Source organism: Brevundimonas sp. SS2672 (assembly GCF_059579685.1).
The window spans coordinates 2,686,855-2,701,271 of sequence record NZ_CM184201.1 but is presented as its reverse complement, the minus strand read 5'-3'; the positions used below and the strand labels follow the sequence as shown (position 1 = coordinate 2,701,271).

The following is a 14,417-nucleotide window of genomic DNA, read 5'->3' as shown; positions in this document are numbered from 1 at the left end:
AATTTCGGCGATCATGCAAGACCTCTTGCAGGGAAGGCTTCGGACGAGGCGCCGGATTATGGCGCGGGTCGCACGAAGCTCCCGGCTTCAGCGCGACGCCGAGACCTCAGAGCCAGTCCGCCATCGGCTCGCGGGCGAACATCTCGTCATAGGTCGGGCGCGGGCGGATGATCGCATTGCGGTCGCCGTCGACGAGGACTTCGGCGGCCAGGGGACGGGTGTTGTATTCGCCGCTCATGACCGCGCCATAGGCTCCGGCGCTCATGAAGACGACCAGATCGCCCGCCTTCAACGACGGCAGGTCGCGGTCGCGCGCGAAGGTGTCCCCCGTCTCGCAGACCGGTCCGACGACGTCGTAAGGCAGCGCCTCGCCTGCGACCGGGCGGACCGGCTTCAGGTCGTGGAAGGCGTCATAGAGGGCCGGGCGCATCAGATCGTTCATCGCCGCGTCCAGGACCAGGAAGCGGCGGCCGTCTGTCCGTTCATTGACCTGGATGACGCGGCTCAGCAGCACGCCCGCATTGGCGGCCATCAGGCGACCGGGCTCGAAGGCGGCCTCGACGTTCAGGCCATCCAGCACGCGCGCGGCCATGGCGACGTATTCGGCCGGAGCGGGCGTCGCCGCCTCGCCGTAATAGGGTACGCCCAGCCCGCCGCCGAGGTCGAGGCGGGTGACGCTGTGCCCCTCGGCGCGCAGGTCCTCCGTCATCTGGCGCAGCACGCGGAAGGCGGCCTCCAGCGGGCTCAGGTCCGTGATCTGGCTGCCGATGTGGCAGGCCAGGCCCACCGGCGTGACGTGGGGCGAGGCGGAGGCGCGAGCGTACAGCGCCATCGCCTCCTCGACCGGGACGCCGAATTTGTCGCCGGCGCCGCCGGTGGTGATCTTGGCGTGGCCGCCTGCGCCGATCTTCGGGTTGACCCGAATGGCGATGGCTGGAGACGCCGACTTCTCGGTGGCGACGGCGATCAGCCGGTCCAGTTCGGCCGAGGACTCGACGTTGATCTGACGCACGCCCTGCTCGATGGCGAAGGCCAGTTCGGCGTCGGTCTTGCCCACGCCCGAGAAGATGATGCGTTCGCCCGGAATGCCGACCGCCAGGGCGCGGCGGATCTCGCCTTCGGATACGGTGTCGGCGCCGCAGCCGAGTTTGGCCAGCGTCGCCAGCACGGACAGGTTGGAGTTGGCCTTGACCGCGAAGGCGATCAGGGCCTCGCCCAGCGCGCTCTTGTGCGCGTCGCACGCCTCGCGCAGCAGGCCGTAGTGGCGGCGCAGGGTGGCCGAGGAATAGACATAGGTCGGCGTGCCGACGCTGGCCGCCAGCGTCTCCAGAGAGACGCCCTCGGCATGCAGGACGCCGTCCTTGAGGTCGAAATAGTGCACCGGCGGGGAGTCCAGTCAGAGAGAGGAGCGCGAAGGCTCAGTTCATCGGCGGCGGCTTGCCGAACGGGTCGGACGTGCCGTTGTCGATCGGCATCTGGCGCGGCGGCAGGTTCTGCATCGCCGGTTCCGGCAGGTGCTCGGCCGAGCGGTCGCGGATGGCGCGCTCGGTCTGCTTCTTCGGCGTAGCGCCCTGCGGCGGCTCCAGATCGGCCATGCGGCCGCAAGCCGAGAGCAGAAGGGCGGCGGCGCCCGCCAGGATCAGGGTCTTTTTCACAGGCGGCTTCTCCAGTCGGCGATGCGCGCGCGGACCTGTTCCGGCGCCGTGCCGCCGAAGCTCTGGCGGCTGGCGCAGGAGGCTTCGGGCGTCAGCACTTCATACACGCCTTCGGTGATCCGGCCATCCAGGGCCTGCAATTCGCTCAGCGGCAATTCGCCCAGACCCAGGCCCAGCGCCTCGGCCCGCTTCACGGCGGCGCCGGTGACGTGGTGCGCCTGACGGAAAGGCAGGTTCAGTTCGCGCACCAGCCAGTCGGCCAGGTCGGTGGCCGTCGAGAAGCCCGCGCCGGCGGCGGCGGCCATCTTCTCGGTATTGGGACGGATCACGGCGACCATGGCGGTCATGGCCGTCAGCGCCAGGTCGAGCGCATCAAAGGCCTCGAACACCGGCGGCTTGTCCTCCTGCATGTCCTTGGAATAGGCCAGCGGCAGGCCCTTCATCACCGTGGTCAGGGCGATCAAGGCGCCGTTGATGCGGCCCGTCTTGGCGCGCACCAGCTCGGCCGCGTCGGGGTTGCGCTTCTGCGGCATGATGGACGAGCCGGTGGTCAGGTCGTCGGGCAGGGTGGCGAAACCGAACATCGGCGTCATCCACACCACGATCTCTTCGGCCAGACGCGACAGGTGGCCCGCCGCGATCGAGGCGGCGGCCAGGCTTTCCAGCGCAAAATCGCGATCCGATACGGCGTCCAGCGAGTTCGCCATCGGACGATCGAAGCCCAGCGCCTGCGCCGTCATGTGACGATCGATGGGGAAGGGCGAACCGGCCAGCGCGGCGGCGCCCAGCGGGTTCTCGTTCATGCGCGCGCGGGCGTCGGCGAAGCGGCCCGCGTCGCGGCCGAACATCTCGACATAGGCCATCAGGTGGTGGCCGAAGGTCACCGGCTGGGCCGTCTGCAGATGGGTGAAGCCCGGCATCAGGTCGCCCGCGTGCTGCTCCGCCCGGTCCAGCAGGGTCCGCTGCAGGTCCTTCAGTTGCGCCACGGTGCGGTCGCAGGCGTCGCGCACCCACAGGCGGAAGTCCGTCGCCACCTGATCGTTGCGGCTGCGCGCCGTGTGCAGGCGCCCCGAAGGCTCGCCGATCAGCTCCGATAGGCGGGCCTCGACGTTCATGTGGATGTCTTCATAGGCGTCACGGAAGGGGAAGGTCCCGTCCTTGATCTCGCCCTCGATGACGTCCAGCCCGCCCAGAATGGCCTGCGCGTCCGCAGCGGCGATGATGCCCTGCTTCTCCAGCATGCGACAATGGGCCCGCGAACCGGCCAGGTCCTGCGCCCACAGGCGTTTGTCGACGCCGATGGAGACGTTGATGGCCTGCATGATGTCGGCGGGCTTGGCGCTGAAGCGCCCGCCCCATAGAGACTGCCCGTCAGACCCTTTCGAAGGGGAATTGTCAGACTGTGGTTTGGAAGGCGTATCAGACATGAGCGGCTCTGGACGGACTTGGGCGGGCGTGGCGACGTTCGCCCTGATCAGCGTGATCGGCGTGGGCGCGGCGTTGCTATACGTCAATCATCATAAGGGGCGCAAAGACTCGGCGCCCGTTGCGGCTGCATCGAAACAGCCGAGCACCCGCCTGATCGCGTATGCGCGGGGCTCCCTCGCCCGCCTGCAGGCGCCGCCGCCCGCCCCGGCCACCGACTACGCCTTCCGTGACGCGGCCGGGCGGGAGGTCCGCTTCGCCGATTTCGCGGGCAAGGTGACAGTGGTGAACCTGTGGGCCACCTGGTGCGCGCCGTGCCGGATCGAGATGCCGACCCTGGCTGCGCTGGCCGATCATTATAAGGGGCGCGACGACTTCGCCGTGGCAGCCATCAGCATGGACGCGGAAAAGACGGCTGACGAGGCGCGCGCCTTCATCGCCGACCATGCGCCGCTGCAGTTCTACATCGACCCGAAGTTCCAGCTGGCCTTCGAATTTCCGGGCAAGGGCGCCATGCCCCAGACGATGGTGCTGGATCGCCAGGGCCAGGTTCGCGCTGTCCTGGTCGGCGAGGCTGACTGGGCCAGTCCCGAGGCTCGGGCGCTGATCGACGACCTTTTGGCAGGCCAGTGACCCTTCTCCCACAAGGGGAGAAGGGATTGGATCAGTTCTTGGCCGGGACGCGCTGGTCGGTGGCCGGGTCGACGGCGCCGGGGCGGCCCTCGGCGGCGGCCTGGGCCTGTTTGTCTTCCAGCTTGTCGGCGACTTTGCCGGCGCCTTCCTCGACCGCCTGAGCGGCCTTCATGGCGCCGGATTCGACGACTTCGCCCGTTTGGGCGGCGACGTCGGCGGCCTTGTCGCCGGCGGCTTCGGCGTTGGCCTCGGCCTTGTTCTGCTCGGCCTGGGTGCAGGCGGCGGCGCCGAGCGCCAGGACCGAGACGGCGGCGATGGTCAAGGTGCGGATACGCATGGGTGATAGCCCCTCTGAAATTTGAACCTTGGCCTTAACGCCGCTGACCCGCTGCGGTTGCGAACCGCGTCAGTCGAGGTCGACCGGAAGGGTCTGGCTGGCCAGCAGACGCTCCGTCGTCTTCCAGTGGTCCGGCCCCTGCCGCTCGACCCAGGCCTGCACCATGTCGCGGCCCAGGCCGTAGTTGATGACATAGGAGCGGTAGGTCTCGATGAAGCTCAGCCGCTGCGCCGCCCGGTCGCGCGCGACGAGGTTGTACTTCTGCAGCTGGTCCAGCGCCGTCTCTCGGTCGATGCGCCCGGCCAGATAGTCGTCGGCCACCGTGTATTCCGCCCGCGCCAGTTCGCGGGTCAGGGCCAGAAGCTGCGTCTGCGCCTCGGCCGTCGCCGGGTCCAGCCCCGCCAGCGGATACAGCACCCGCGCCTCGAATTCGGTCCGCTCATGGCCGGGGAAGGCCAGGTCGATGCCGTAGTTGGCGCTGCCCTCGGCGATGAAGGACATGGGGCTGAACAGCGGATAGACGCTCATCTCGACCCATCCCTTGTCCCTGACGAAGGTTTGCTCCAGCAGGGCGTTGTAGACGTGGTGGCCGGGGTAGCCTTCGTGACAGCCCAGATCGACCGCCCGGTCGATATAGATGGGCAGGTCGGTGTTCACCTGGATCAGGCTGAAGGCGCCGCCCTTGAACCAGTTATAGCCGGACCACGGCTTGTCGTTGACGAACTCCAGCGTGAAGGTCTCGCTGGCAGGCAGGGTGATATGACGCTCAGTGCGCGCCTTGCACTCCTTGATGGCGGCGCGCATCACCGTATCCAGCCGGTCCTTGGGGATCACATAGCGGGCGCGGAAGGCGGCGACCCGCTCGGCCAGCGGCCCCTCGCCGGGGACCAGGGCGTCGATGCGCGCCAGCACCGGATCATAGGACGACAGCGGCCGCAGTTCCGGCCGCACGCCGAACAGGGCCTCGGCCTCGTCGGCGAAGCTCAGCGTTTCGCCCTGCAGCATCCGCAGCCGCGCCGAGGCCGCCGAGACATGGGCCTTGAGATAGGCGCGGCGCTGGCGGCTCTGGGCGTCCAGTCCCCGCTCCGGCAGGGTCTCGAGGCGTCGGGCCAGGTCCGCCGCGTCTTCGGCCAGCTGGGGCAGGGGGCGCGGATTGGCCTTGGCCGCTTCGGCCCATTCCGCCGGTCCGTAATAGGCGTCGACATAACCCGGCTCTCGCTCGCCGATCTCCAGCGTCAGGGCGACATAGTCGCGCGCCACGTCGTCCAGACTGTCGGCGTCCTGTTTCTGGAACGCGGCGCAGCCGGTCAGAACAACGACAGCGCCGGCCAGGGCGGCGAAGGTGATGGCGCGCATGGAAATTCCCTCTTCCCGATCCGCGACGCTAGGCCGACGGAGCCCCCGCGCCAAGAAGGAAGGCGCGGCCAGATTCGGGATTGAGACCGCCTCGCCCATGCTGTAAGCACCGCCGTCCGGCCTCAACGCCGCGCACGCACCCGTAGCTCAGCTGGATAGAGTGCTGCCCTCCGAAGGCAGAGGTCACAGGTTCGAATCCTGTCGGGTGCGCCATCTCTCCCTATATCTCGGAACACGCTGAGGCGTTTGCTGGAAGCTGTTCGCCCGCCTGTCGCCGCCGGGAGCTGATACAAAAACATCATCAAGACGTTTTAAAGCGGACTCCAAATATTCACTTCCATTGTCGAGAAAGCTTCAAACCATTCTGAAAAGGGTCGCATTGCTACACCTGCGACTGGAGACCGGTTGAGATGCGTCATGATGACAAAGGTTCACGCTAAGCTTGCTGTAGCTGCCTCGCCAAAACAACGCCGCCCCTATGCGCGTGAACTCGAGCGAGCGTTTCAAAATCTCGGGAAGGATTTCGGATGGAGGGGCATTCAGGGAATCCTGTTTAAGGAAATAAACCAATGGTTCGTCACCTGTTACCTTGAAACGAGCCTGCTGTCGCAGCAAACATCCCTGATTGTATCAACCAAGCCCATGGCGATTGATCCCATTTTTTGGGGCATCTGCGGATTTCCCGAGAACAAGGATAAGCCCTTATCTTTTCGCGCTCTCGGGGCTTGGACATGTCCCGCGCTGGAAATGGTGTCCGCTGACGTGGCCGAAGCGGCTGATGCGAGTGATACCGCGACGACGGCCCTGAACATGGCCAGTGAGCTTCTGGGAGCCGGTACTCCGCCGTCTCTGGCCTGGTTCGAGGCCGAATGCCGCAAGGCTTGGGAGCATCAGCCCGCCATTCTGGCCAGCATCATCACCACCCTAGTCGCAACCGAGAGGCGGCGAGAAGCGCTGGAACTCTGTCTGGAGGCGAAAGCCAGAGGTGAAACAGGCGGCTTTGTGAATGCTGGCGACTCGTTTGTGCAGGCCGCCATTCGGTGTCTCCAGACTTCCCTTTCCGCTTGAGATCTTCCAAGGCAGGAGCGCCATCATGACTCTTTGCGTGTGTGGGACGGCATGAAGCAGTCCTTCTGGTTCGCAGCGTCGGTTCAAGCTCGCGCAGGCGACCTGGTCCGCGTTTTCATAACCGCGCCTTCAGAAAAATCCGGGCTCAGCCGCTGGCTGGGTCTGGCTCGACAGATGAACGCCTCTCGGTCGCCCTTCATCTATAATGAGACGTCGAAAGCGTGGTTCATGGCGAACCACCACGCCAGGATCACAGATGAAATGGTTCTGGCTCCGCGCGAAGCTCCAAGAGTCTATCAGTCATCCCCCGATCCCGACCTGCCCGTCATAAGGGTCGTGCATGGGAAGGTTCTGGGGTCCGCCGTCATCCGAAAGATAAGCAGCGAAGACAGCGGGGTCGACTCAAGGCTGGACCTGGAGATCCTGTCGGAACGCAGCATCGCGCCAGGAGAACCATGGCTGCCTGATGAAGAATGACCGCGCCTGATCGGATTCCACGCTCGATAGCGCCACGACGAACAGGCCTTGAGCATTTAAAGGAAGATGGCGCACCCGAAGAGATTCGAACTCCTGACCCCCAGATTCGTAGTCTGGTGCTCTATCCAGCTGAGCTACGGGTGCGCACCGCCTTGCGGGCAGGGCCGGGTATCTAGCGGGTCGTTCTGGCGCTGGCAAGCAGGTTTTCTCAGAAAATCTTGAGAAAATGCGGGGTTGGCCTCGGGGGCCTGCGGGCCTAGGCATAAAGCCTCCCTCAAACGTGCCGGAGTGCTTGAGTGCGCGCCTTGTCCTTCTCCCGTCTGCGTCCTGCGCGCAGGATTTCGTCTCTCGCAGCGGGGACGGCCTTGGCGGCCCTGATGCTGGCCGGGTGCGCGACGACGGCCGAGCACGTCCAGGCCGGAGCCGCGCCGGTTCCGGTCGAGAGCGCGGCCGCAGCCCAGGCGTCCGTCGCCAGGGGGCCGTTCGTGTCGGCGGCCAATCCCCTGGCGGTCGAGGCGGGGATGAAGGTGCTGGCGCGCGGCGGTTCGGCCGTGGATGCGGCGGTGGCGATCCAGGCGGTGCTGGGTTTGACCGAGCCGCAGTCGTCGGGCCTGGGCGGCGGCGCCTTCATGATGGTCTATGACGCCCAGAACGGCGCCGTCACCGTCTATGACGGGCGCGAGACGGCGCCGGCCGCCGCTACGCCCGAGCTCTTCTATGAGAACGGCAAGCCTCTGGCCTTTGTCGATGCGGTTCTGAGCGGGCGCTCGACCGGGGCGCCGGGCGTGATGCCCATGCTGGCCCTGGCCCAGAAGCAGCACGGCGCCCTGGCCTGGTCCGAGCTGTTCGGCGACGCCGAGACGCTGGCGCAGGACGGCTTCGTCGTCAGTCCGCGCCTGGCCGGCATGATCAACGGCGACGCGCCTCAGGCGAAGACCCGCTGGGCGACGGAGTATTTCACCAAGCCGGACGGCGCGCGCTATCAGGCGGGCGAAACCCTGCGGAACCCGGCCTACGCCGAGACGGTGCGCCGCATCGCGGGCGAGGGCGCGGCCGCCCTGCAGCAGGGGCCTCTGGCCGAGGCTATCGTCGAGGCGGTGCATGAGGGGCTGCGTCCCGGCGCCCTGAGCGCCGCCGACCTTGCCGGCTATCGCCCCGTGGTGCGCGAGGCCGTGTGCGGGCCTTACAAGATCTACACCATCTGCGTGCCGCCGCCGCCGTCCAGCGGGGCCTCCATCCTGGAGCTGTTGGCCATGGCCGAGCGGACGCCGGACATCGACAAGGGGCCGGACAGCCCGGAGGCCTGGGCCGCCTTCGGCCAGCTTCAGCGGCTGATGTACGCCGACCGCGACCGCTATTTCGGCGATCCCGCCTTCGTCTCCGTGCCGGTGGCGGGGCTGCTGGACCCGGCCTATGTGGCCGAGCGGGCGGCCCTGGCGCCGGGCCTTCGCGGCGCGGCGCCCTATGGCGTTCCGACTGGGGCGCCGAACGTCGGCGCGGACGCCACGCGCGAACCGGCGGGGACGTCGCATCTGGTCGTGGTGGACGCCCAAGGGAACGCCGTCAGCATGACCACGACCGTCGAGAGCCTGTTCGGCTCGGGTCGGATGGCAGGCGGTTTCTTCCTGAACAATCAGCTGACCGACTTCTCCCTGGTCCCCACGGCGTCGGACGGCACGCCGGCGGCCAACGCCGTGGCGGCGGGCAAGCGGCCGCGTTCGTCCATGTCGCCGGCCTTGATCCTGGATCGCGAAGGGCGGCTGGTCGGCGCGTTGGGCTCGCCGGGCGGGTCTTCCATCCTGGCCTATAACGCCAAGGCGCTGATCGGCGCCCTGGCCTGGGGGCTGCCGCTGCAACAGGCGTTCGACCTGCCGAACCTGGTGGCTAAGGGGGACGGCTTCGGCGCCGACACCGAGGGCTTCCCCGCGGCCGTGCGCGAAGGCATGGCGGCGCGCGGCGTCGCCTTGCAACCCAACACGACCGAGACTTCCGGCCTGCATGGGGGCTTGTGGCGGAACGGGCGCTGGGACGGAGCCGCCGACAGCCGCCGCGAAGGCGTGGCGCGGACGCAGTAGGGCGGCGAGCCTACTCGCGGGGGCGGATCGTCAGTTGGAAGGCCACCAGGCCTTCCGACACGTCCGTGTTGATGCCCTGATAGCCGCGCAGGCCCTTGGCCTCGATCTCGCGATAGACGACGCCGAAGGAGCTTTGCACCGCGCCTCGGCGATAGGCCACGCCGATGGAGGCGTCGCCGAGATAGGCGCCGGCGTCCTGGCTGACGCCCGAACGCGCGAAGTCGCCGTCGCGCGTGCGCGCGAAATTGTAGCCGACCGCCCGCTTGGAGCCTGCCGCGTACAGATACCAACGCGGGCGCTCGCCGAAGGCCTCGTCGCCGTTGGGGGCCAGGCGGTCCAGGCCCTCGCCGATACGCAGGGTGGCGCCCGCCTCGGCCGAGGGGCCGTCGCTGCCGACGCCGAAGCCGGCGTGGGGCGTCAGCGACACTTCCAGCCCCGAGGCCGTGCGGCCCTTCGCCGCCGTCCAGCCGCGCGTATAGGTGACATCGTAGCTCTCGCCCGAGAAGGCGGCCGGGTCGAGGGCGCGCGGCGGCAGGGGCGCGCCATCGGCGCGGCGCAGTTCGCCCGTGGTGACGATGCGCAACCGGTCGGTGAAGCCGTCCCCGGCGAACCAGGCTTCCTGGCGCAGTTCGCCCTCATCGGCGCTCAGTCGGGCGACATCGTTGAACTGCACCGGGGCGCCGAAGGCGGCGTCAGGTTCGGTCGAGAAGGGCAGGCGGCTGTCCAGCCGGGCCGCGGCGTCCTCGAACCGGACGGCGTCGCCGCCACGAACGGCGACGGAGCCTTCGGCCATGGTCTGCGGCATGGCGAAGACGGTCGTCGGGGCGACCGCCGCGATCATCCATCCTGCCCATGCCATCGGTCGCATCAACGGTCCCTCCCGATCCGTTAACGCCTCCACAGTGCACGAACGCCAGGGAACCGCAACGGACTCTTTTACGCCTTAATCCTTGTCAGACGAACGAAGCCGCCCGGAGAGGGTTCCCGCGGGCGGCTTGAAGGCGATGGCGATGACCTTGCGGGCCGGCCTTACTGGCAGGCTAGGCACTCGTCGTAGTCGGTGCGGGCGATGGAGAAGAGGTCCGGCTGGTTCGGATCGATCTCTTCTTCCTTCTTGTCCTCGGCGCCGGCGAAGGCGGCGCGCTGCACCGACTTGGAGCGCAGGTAGTAGAGGGACTTCAGGCCCCGCTCCCACGCCGACCAGTGCAGCATGTGCAGGTCCCACTTGTTGACGTCGCCGGGGATGAACAGGTTCAGCGACTGCGCCTGGCAGATGTCGCCGGTGCGGTCGGCGGCCAGTTCGATGACCCAGCGCTGATCCAGTTCGAAGGCGGTCTTGTAGATGGCCTTCTCGTCGTCGCTGAGGGCGTCCAGGTGCTGGACCGAGCCTTCGTGCTCGAGGATCGAGGACCAGACGGCCTCGGTGTCGATGCCCTTCTCGCCCAGCAGGTCCTGCAGATAGGGGTTCTTGACGGCGAAGGAGCCCGACAGGGTCTTGTGGGTGTAGATGTTGGCAGGGATCGGCTCGATGCCCGCCGACGTGCCGCCACAGATGATCGAGATCGAGGCGGTCGGGGCGATGGCAAGCTTGTGGCTGAACCGCTCCATCACGCCGCGATCGGCGGCGTCGGGGCAGGGGCCCTTTTCTTCGGCCAGGGTGCGGCTGGCCTTGTCGGCCTCGCGGCGCAGGTGCTTGAACAGGCGCATGTTCCAGCTCTTGGCCATGGCCGACTCAAAGGCCACGCCCTGCGACTGCAGGAAGGAGTGGAAGCCCATCAGGCCCAGACCCACCGAACGCTCGCGCTGGGCCGAATAGACGGCGGCGGCCATCGACGACGGAGCGCGGGTGATGAAGTCCTCGAGCACATTGTCGAGGAAGCGCATGATGTCCTCGATGAAGCGGGGCTCTTCGCGCCACTCCAGGAAGGTCTCGGCGTTGACCGACGACAGGCAGCAGACGGCGGTGCGCTCGACGCCCTTATGGTCGAGCCCCGTGTGCAGCATGATTTCCGAGCACAGGTTGGACTGCTTGACCGATAGGCCCAGGTCCTTCTGGTGCTGCGGCATCTGCCGGTTCACCGTGTCCGAGAAGATCAGATAGGGCTCGCCCGTCTGCATCCGGATTTCCAGGATCTTGGTCCACAGGTTGCGGGCGTCGACGGTTTTGCGGACCTCGCCGTTCTTGGGCGAGATCAGGTCGAACGGCTTGCCTTCGCGGACCGCCTCCATGAAGGCGTCGGTGATGTTGATGCCGTGGTGCAGGTTCAGCGAGCGGCGGTTGAAGTCGCCCGACGGCTTGCGGATCTCGAGGAACTCCTCGATCTCCGGGTGGTGGATGTCCAGGTAGACGGCGGCCGAGCCGCGACGCAGCGAGCCTTGCGAGATCGCCAGGGTCAGCGAATCCATCACGCGGATGAAGGGGATGATGCCCGAGGTCTGGCCCGCGCCCTTGACCTTCTCGCCGATGGAGCGGACGCCGCCCCAGTAGGTGCCGATGCCGCCGCCGTTCGAGGCCAGGGAGACGTTCTCGTTCCAGACGTTCTGGATGCCGTCCAGGCTGTCGTTGACCGAGTTCAGGAAGCAGGAGATCGGCAGGCCGCGATCGGCGCCGCCGTTCGACAGCACCGGCGTCGCCGGCATGAACCACAGCTTGGACATGTAGTCATAGACGCGCTGGGCGTGCTCGGCGTCGTCGGCGTAGGCTGTGGCGACGCGGGCGAACATGTCCTGATAGCTTTCACCCGGCAGCAGGTAGCGGTCTTCCAGGGTCTTCTTGCCGAAATCGGTCAGAAGGGCGTCGCGCGTGCGGTCCAGTTTCAGGCCGCCGACCACCGTCAGCTGAGGCTTGCCCTCCGGCGGCGCCGAGGAAACCGTAGAGAATTCCGTCGTCTGCAGAGCTTCGCCGCCAGCCATTTTCATCCCTGTCCCGAACAAATCGATTAGAAGGCCGTACCGGTTTGAGACACTACATCTAGTGGCTGCTCGCCGGTGTTCGGCTAGATATATGGGTGCATATCCCTAACCGCAGGTAAAGCTCTTGACGGGAGCTTTTCTGACGAGATCGGTGGGCGGCTGATCACACCCTGTGGAAATGACTCAGGAATTGGGGGTGATCACATTTTTCACCGAACCGTCGTCGATTTCTGCGAGGCCTGAAAGGGAACGTCGCAACAGCTTGGCCGTTAGCGCCCCATGGCTCCGCATCCCACCGCCTTCCTGACGCGCGCCCTGCGGGTCGCCCGCACAGAAATCGCCGCTGTGGCCGCCATGCTGGTGGTCGCCCTGGGGGTGCTGATCTTCATCGAGGTGGCCGACGACATGCGCGAGGCGGACGGCCAGGCCTTCGATCAGGCCGTGCTGGCGGCGGTCCGACCCTTCGCCGATGATCCGGGTCGACCCTGGGGGCCGTGGTGGCTGCACGAGGCGGCGGCGGACCTGACCTCGCTCGGCGGCATATCCGTTCTGACCCTGTTCGCCGTCATCGCCATCGGCTTCCTGCTGATCATGGGCAAGCGGCTGTCGGCCCTCATGCTGATCGTCGGCCTGGCCGGCGGGGTGGCCCTGAGCGAGGGGCTGAAGGCCCTGTTCGAGCGCGAGCGGCCGCCGCAGATCTATCAGGCGGTGGAGACGCTGAACGCCAGCTTCCCCTCGGGCCACGCCCTGCTGTCGACCGTCTTCTACCTGACGCTGGGCGTCATGCTGACACGCGCCTTTCCGCGCAAGCGGCTGAAGGCCTATGTTCTGGGCTGCGCGGTGGTGATCGCCCTTCTGATCGGGCTGACGCAGATCTACCTGGGCGCGCACTGGGCGTCGGACGTGTTTGCTGGCTGGAGCGTGGGCGCCGCCTGGTCGATGGCCCTGTGGCTGGTCGCCTACGCCGCCGAGCGCCGCCAGCGTCTGCATGACGCGCCGCTTCAGGATGCGCCCTAGCCGTCCTTCCTTAGACCAAGGTCTAGCGCCGCGACGGCGCGCGGCTGACGGATAAGGAAGGACGACGCTTCAGGAGTTTCCCCATGACTGATTTCGCCGCCCTCTACGCCGAACGGCTGACGACGCCCGAGGCGGCGGCCGCCCTGATCCCCTCAGGCGCGAAGGTCGCCATGGCCCTGGGCGTCGGCCAGCCGCCCGCCCTGCTGAAGGCCCTGGCCGACCGGGCCGAGGCGCGGCAGGTGGGCGACGTCAACCTCTACTACCTGCTGTCCACCGCCACCGCGGGCGAGACGGTGATGCGCTACGAGCTGACCGACCGCATCCGCCCGCACAGCCTGTTCCACGGCGCCATCGAACGGAAGCTGGAGGCGCGCGCGATCGAGGAAGGCCGTCGCGCCGTCTGGTTCGTGCCGACCGGCTTTCAGCAGACGCCGCGCGTGCTGACGCGCGAGATCGGCGTCGACACCCTGCTGGCGACCGTCTCGCCGATGGACGCCGAAGGGTATTTCAGCCTGGGGACCAACACCGACTACGCCCTGGCCGTGTCGAAGACGGCCGAGCGGGTGATCCTGGAGGTCAATCCGCACATGCCGCGCGTGTTCGGCGACTGCCGCGTCCATGTTTCGCAGGTCGCGGCCCTGGTCGAGCATTCGGCGCCCCTGCTGGAGGCGGGCAAGGCGCCTCAGCAGCCGCAGGATCTGGCCATCGGCGCCCTGATCGCGGGACTGGTCGAGGACGGGGCGACGCTGCAGATGGGCATCGGCGCCCTGCCGGACGCCGTTTGCGCGGCCCTGCATGACCATCGCGATCTGGGCATCCATACCGAAATGCTGACGCCTGGCCTGGTCGAACTGATGAAGGCGGGCGTCGCCACCAACGCCCGCAAGACCCTGCATCCGGGCAAGACGGTGTTCACCTTCTCCATGGGGGACCGATCCACCTACGAATTCCTGCATGAGAATCCGGCCGTCGAGGCTCACCCGGTCGACTATGTGAACGATCCCGCCGTCATCGCCCGCAATGACCGGATGATTTCGGTCAACGCCACCTTGCAGATCGACCTGTTCGGCGCCTGCTGTTCCGAACATCTGAACGGGCGGCAGTATACGGCGGCGGGCGGGCAGCTGGACTTCGTGCGCGGCGCGGCGGCGTCGCAGGGCGGCAAGTCGATCATCGCCTGCCATTCGACGGCGGCGAAGGGGACGGCCTCGCGCATTGTGGCCCGGCTGGACGGTCCGGTGACGACGCCCCGCAACGACATCCACTACGTCGTCACCGAGCATGGGGCCGCCAATCTGAAGGGGCTGACCGACGACGCCCGCGCCCGCGCCCTGATCGGCCTGGCCGCGCCCGAGTTTCGCAAGGGGCTGGAGGAAGACGCGAAGGCGATGGGTCTGCTTTAAAGGCCGCCCGAAGGAGGCTTTTTTACAATTCCCGTACAGACTGCCCGCAAACGGGGGA

At 67.3% G+C, this 14,417-nt stretch carries 13 protein-coding genes and 2 tRNA genes; 7 read left to right on the top strand and 8 right to left on the bottom strand.

The annotated features are described in order from the left end of the window. Positions 1–106: 106 nt before the first annotated feature. From lysA to argH, 3 genes are read right to left on the bottom strand one after another with little or no spacing between them, the layout of a single operon-like run. A complete protein-coding gene (gene lysA / locus AC52GN_RS13620) occupies positions 107–1,381 on the bottom strand; it encodes a diaminopimelate decarboxylase (protein ID WP_496527436.1) in 1,275 nt (424 codons plus the stop codon). Positions 1,382–1,418: 37 nt separating this feature from the next. Further along, complete coding sequence (gene lptM / locus AC52GN_RS13615) at positions 1,419–1,655, bottom strand: LPS translocon maturation chaperone LptM (protein WP_046652811.1); 237 nt, start codon at positions 1,653–1,655, stop codon at positions 1,419–1,421. Then, positions 1,652–3,082: an argininosuccinate lyase gene (gene argH, locus AC52GN_RS13610; RefSeq protein WP_496527435.1), complete on the bottom strand. Its 1,431-nt coding sequence runs from the start codon at positions 3,080–3,082 to the stop codon at positions 1,652–1,654. Before argH ends, lptM begins: the two co-directional genes overlap by 4 nt. Between argH and AC52GN_RS13605 the strand changes: the two genes are divergently transcribed. Next, positions 3,081–3,713 carry a TlpA family protein disulfide reductase gene (locus tag AC52GN_RS13605; protein ID WP_496527434.1) on the top strand — a complete coding sequence of 211 codons (633 nt, stop codon included), beginning with the start codon at positions 3,081–3,083 and terminating at the stop codon, positions 3,711–3,713. The genes argH and AC52GN_RS13605 overlap by 2 nt on opposite strands. Before the next feature lie 31 nt (positions 3,714–3,744). Here AC52GN_RS13605 and AC52GN_RS13600 read toward each other — a convergent pair whose 3' ends face one another. Then, positions 3,745–4,050: a hypothetical protein gene (locus AC52GN_RS13600; protein ID WP_496527433.1), complete on the bottom strand. Its 306-nt coding sequence runs from the start codon at positions 4,048–4,050 to the stop codon at positions 3,745–3,747. Positions 4,051–4,119: 69 nt separating this feature from the next. Next, positions 4,120–5,406: a hypothetical protein gene (locus AC52GN_RS13595; RefSeq protein WP_496527432.1), complete on the bottom strand. Its 1,287-nt coding sequence runs from the start codon at positions 5,404–5,406 to the stop codon at positions 4,120–4,122. Positions 5,407–5,542: 136 nt separating this feature from the next. Between AC52GN_RS13595 and AC52GN_RS13590 the strand changes: the two genes are divergently transcribed. From AC52GN_RS13590 to AC52GN_RS13580, 3 genes are all read left to right on the top strand, one after another. Then, a tRNA-Arg gene (locus AC52GN_RS13590) sits at positions 5,543–5,619 on the top strand. A gap of 204 nt (positions 5,620–5,823) precedes the next feature. Then, entirely contained in the window at positions 5,824–6,474 is a 651-nt protein-coding gene (locus tag AC52GN_RS13585) for a hypothetical protein (RefSeq protein WP_496527431.1), read from the top strand. A gap of 51 nt (positions 6,475–6,525) precedes the next feature. Next, on the top strand, positions 6,526–6,951 hold the full coding sequence (locus tag AC52GN_RS13580; protein ID WP_453987889.1) for a hypothetical protein: 426 nt from the start codon (positions 6,526–6,528) through the stop codon (positions 6,949–6,951). Between the two features lie 67 nt (positions 6,952–7,018). On the opposite strand, the gene AC52GN_RS13575 is transcribed toward AC52GN_RS13580, so the two are convergent. Continuing rightward, positions 7,019–7,095, bottom strand: a tRNA-Arg gene (locus AC52GN_RS13575). A 233-nt stretch (positions 7,096–7,328) separates the two neighbouring features. Here AC52GN_RS13575 and AC52GN_RS13570 point away from each other — a divergent pair. Beyond that, positions 7,329–9,026: a gamma-glutamyltransferase family protein gene (locus tag AC52GN_RS13570; protein WP_496528816.1), complete on the top strand. Its 1,698-nt coding sequence runs from the start codon at positions 7,329–7,331 to the stop codon at positions 9,024–9,026. A gap of 10 nt (positions 9,027–9,036) precedes the next feature. Here the strand turns inward: AC52GN_RS13570 and AC52GN_RS13565 are convergent, their stop codons facing one another. Both AC52GN_RS13565 and AC52GN_RS13560 read right to left on the bottom strand, forming a co-directional pair. After that, positions 9,037–9,867 (bottom strand): lipid A-modifier LpxR family protein, encoded by an 831-nt coding sequence (locus AC52GN_RS13565; RefSeq protein WP_343830376.1) that lies wholly within the window; start codon positions 9,865–9,867, stop codon positions 9,037–9,039. A 188-nt stretch (positions 9,868–10,055) separates the two neighbouring features. Further along, positions 10,056–11,945, bottom strand: a complete 1,890-nt coding sequence (locus tag AC52GN_RS13560; RefSeq protein WP_496527430.1) for a ribonucleoside-diphosphate reductase subunit alpha — start codon at positions 11,943–11,945, stop codon at positions 10,056–10,058. Between the two features lie 273 nt (positions 11,946–12,218). Between AC52GN_RS13560 and AC52GN_RS13555 the strand changes: the two genes are divergently transcribed. Together AC52GN_RS13555 and AC52GN_RS13550 are read left to right on the top strand one after the other, a co-directional pair. Then, positions 12,219–12,956 carry a phosphatase PAP2 family protein gene (locus AC52GN_RS13555; protein WP_496527429.1) on the top strand — a complete coding sequence of 246 codons (738 nt, stop codon included), beginning with the start codon at positions 12,219–12,221 and terminating at the stop codon, positions 12,954–12,956. Between the two features lie 83 nt (positions 12,957–13,039). Then, positions 13,040–14,359 carry an acetyl-CoA hydrolase/transferase family protein gene (locus tag AC52GN_RS13550; RefSeq protein ID WP_496527428.1) on the top strand — a complete coding sequence of 440 codons (1,320 nt, stop codon included), beginning with the start codon at positions 13,040–13,042 and terminating at the stop codon, positions 14,357–14,359. The last annotated feature ends 58 nt before the right edge of the window (positions 14,360–14,417 follow it).

Bases quoted from the DNA above. Each gene is read 5' to 3' on its own strand.
- AC52GN_RS13605 (WP_496527434.1), top strand. From the start codon at position 3,081: ATGAGCGGCTCTGGACGGACTTGGGCGGGCGTGGCGACGTTCGCCCTG.
- argH (WP_496527435.1), bottom strand. From the start codon at position 3,082: ATGTCTGATACGCCTTCCAAACCACAGTCTGACAATTCCCCTTCGAAA.
- AC52GN_RS13600 (WP_496527433.1), bottom strand. From the start codon at position 4,050: ATGCGTATCCGCACCTTGACCATCGCCGCCGTCTCGGTCCTGGCGCTC.
- AC52GN_RS13595 (WP_496527432.1), bottom strand. From the start codon at position 5,406: ATGCGCGCCATCACCTTCGCCGCCCTGGCCGGCGCTGTCGTTGTTCTG.
- AC52GN_RS13585 (WP_496527431.1), top strand. From the start codon at position 5,824: ATGATGACAAAGGTTCACGCTAAGCTTGCTGTAGCTGCCTCGCCAAAA.
- AC52GN_RS13580 (WP_453987889.1), top strand. From the start codon at position 6,526: ATGAAGCAGTCCTTCTGGTTCGCAGCGTCGGTTCAAGCTCGCGCAGGC.
- AC52GN_RS13570 (WP_496528816.1), top strand. From the start codon at position 7,329: ATGCTGGCCGGGTGCGCGACGACGGCCGAGCACGTCCAGGCCGGAGCC.
- AC52GN_RS13565 (WP_343830376.1), bottom strand. From the start codon at position 9,867: ATGATCGCGGCGGTCGCCCCGACGACCGTCTTCGCCATGCCGCAGACC.
- AC52GN_RS13560 (WP_496527430.1), bottom strand. From the start codon at position 11,945: ATGAAAATGGCTGGCGGCGAAGCTCTGCAGACGACGGAATTCTCTACG.
- AC52GN_RS13555 (WP_496527429.1), top strand. From the start codon at position 12,219: ATGGCTCCGCATCCCACCGCCTTCCTGACGCGCGCCCTGCGGGTCGCC.
- AC52GN_RS13550 (WP_496527428.1), top strand. From the start codon at position 13,040: ATGACTGATTTCGCCGCCCTCTACGCCGAACGGCTGACGACGCCCGAG.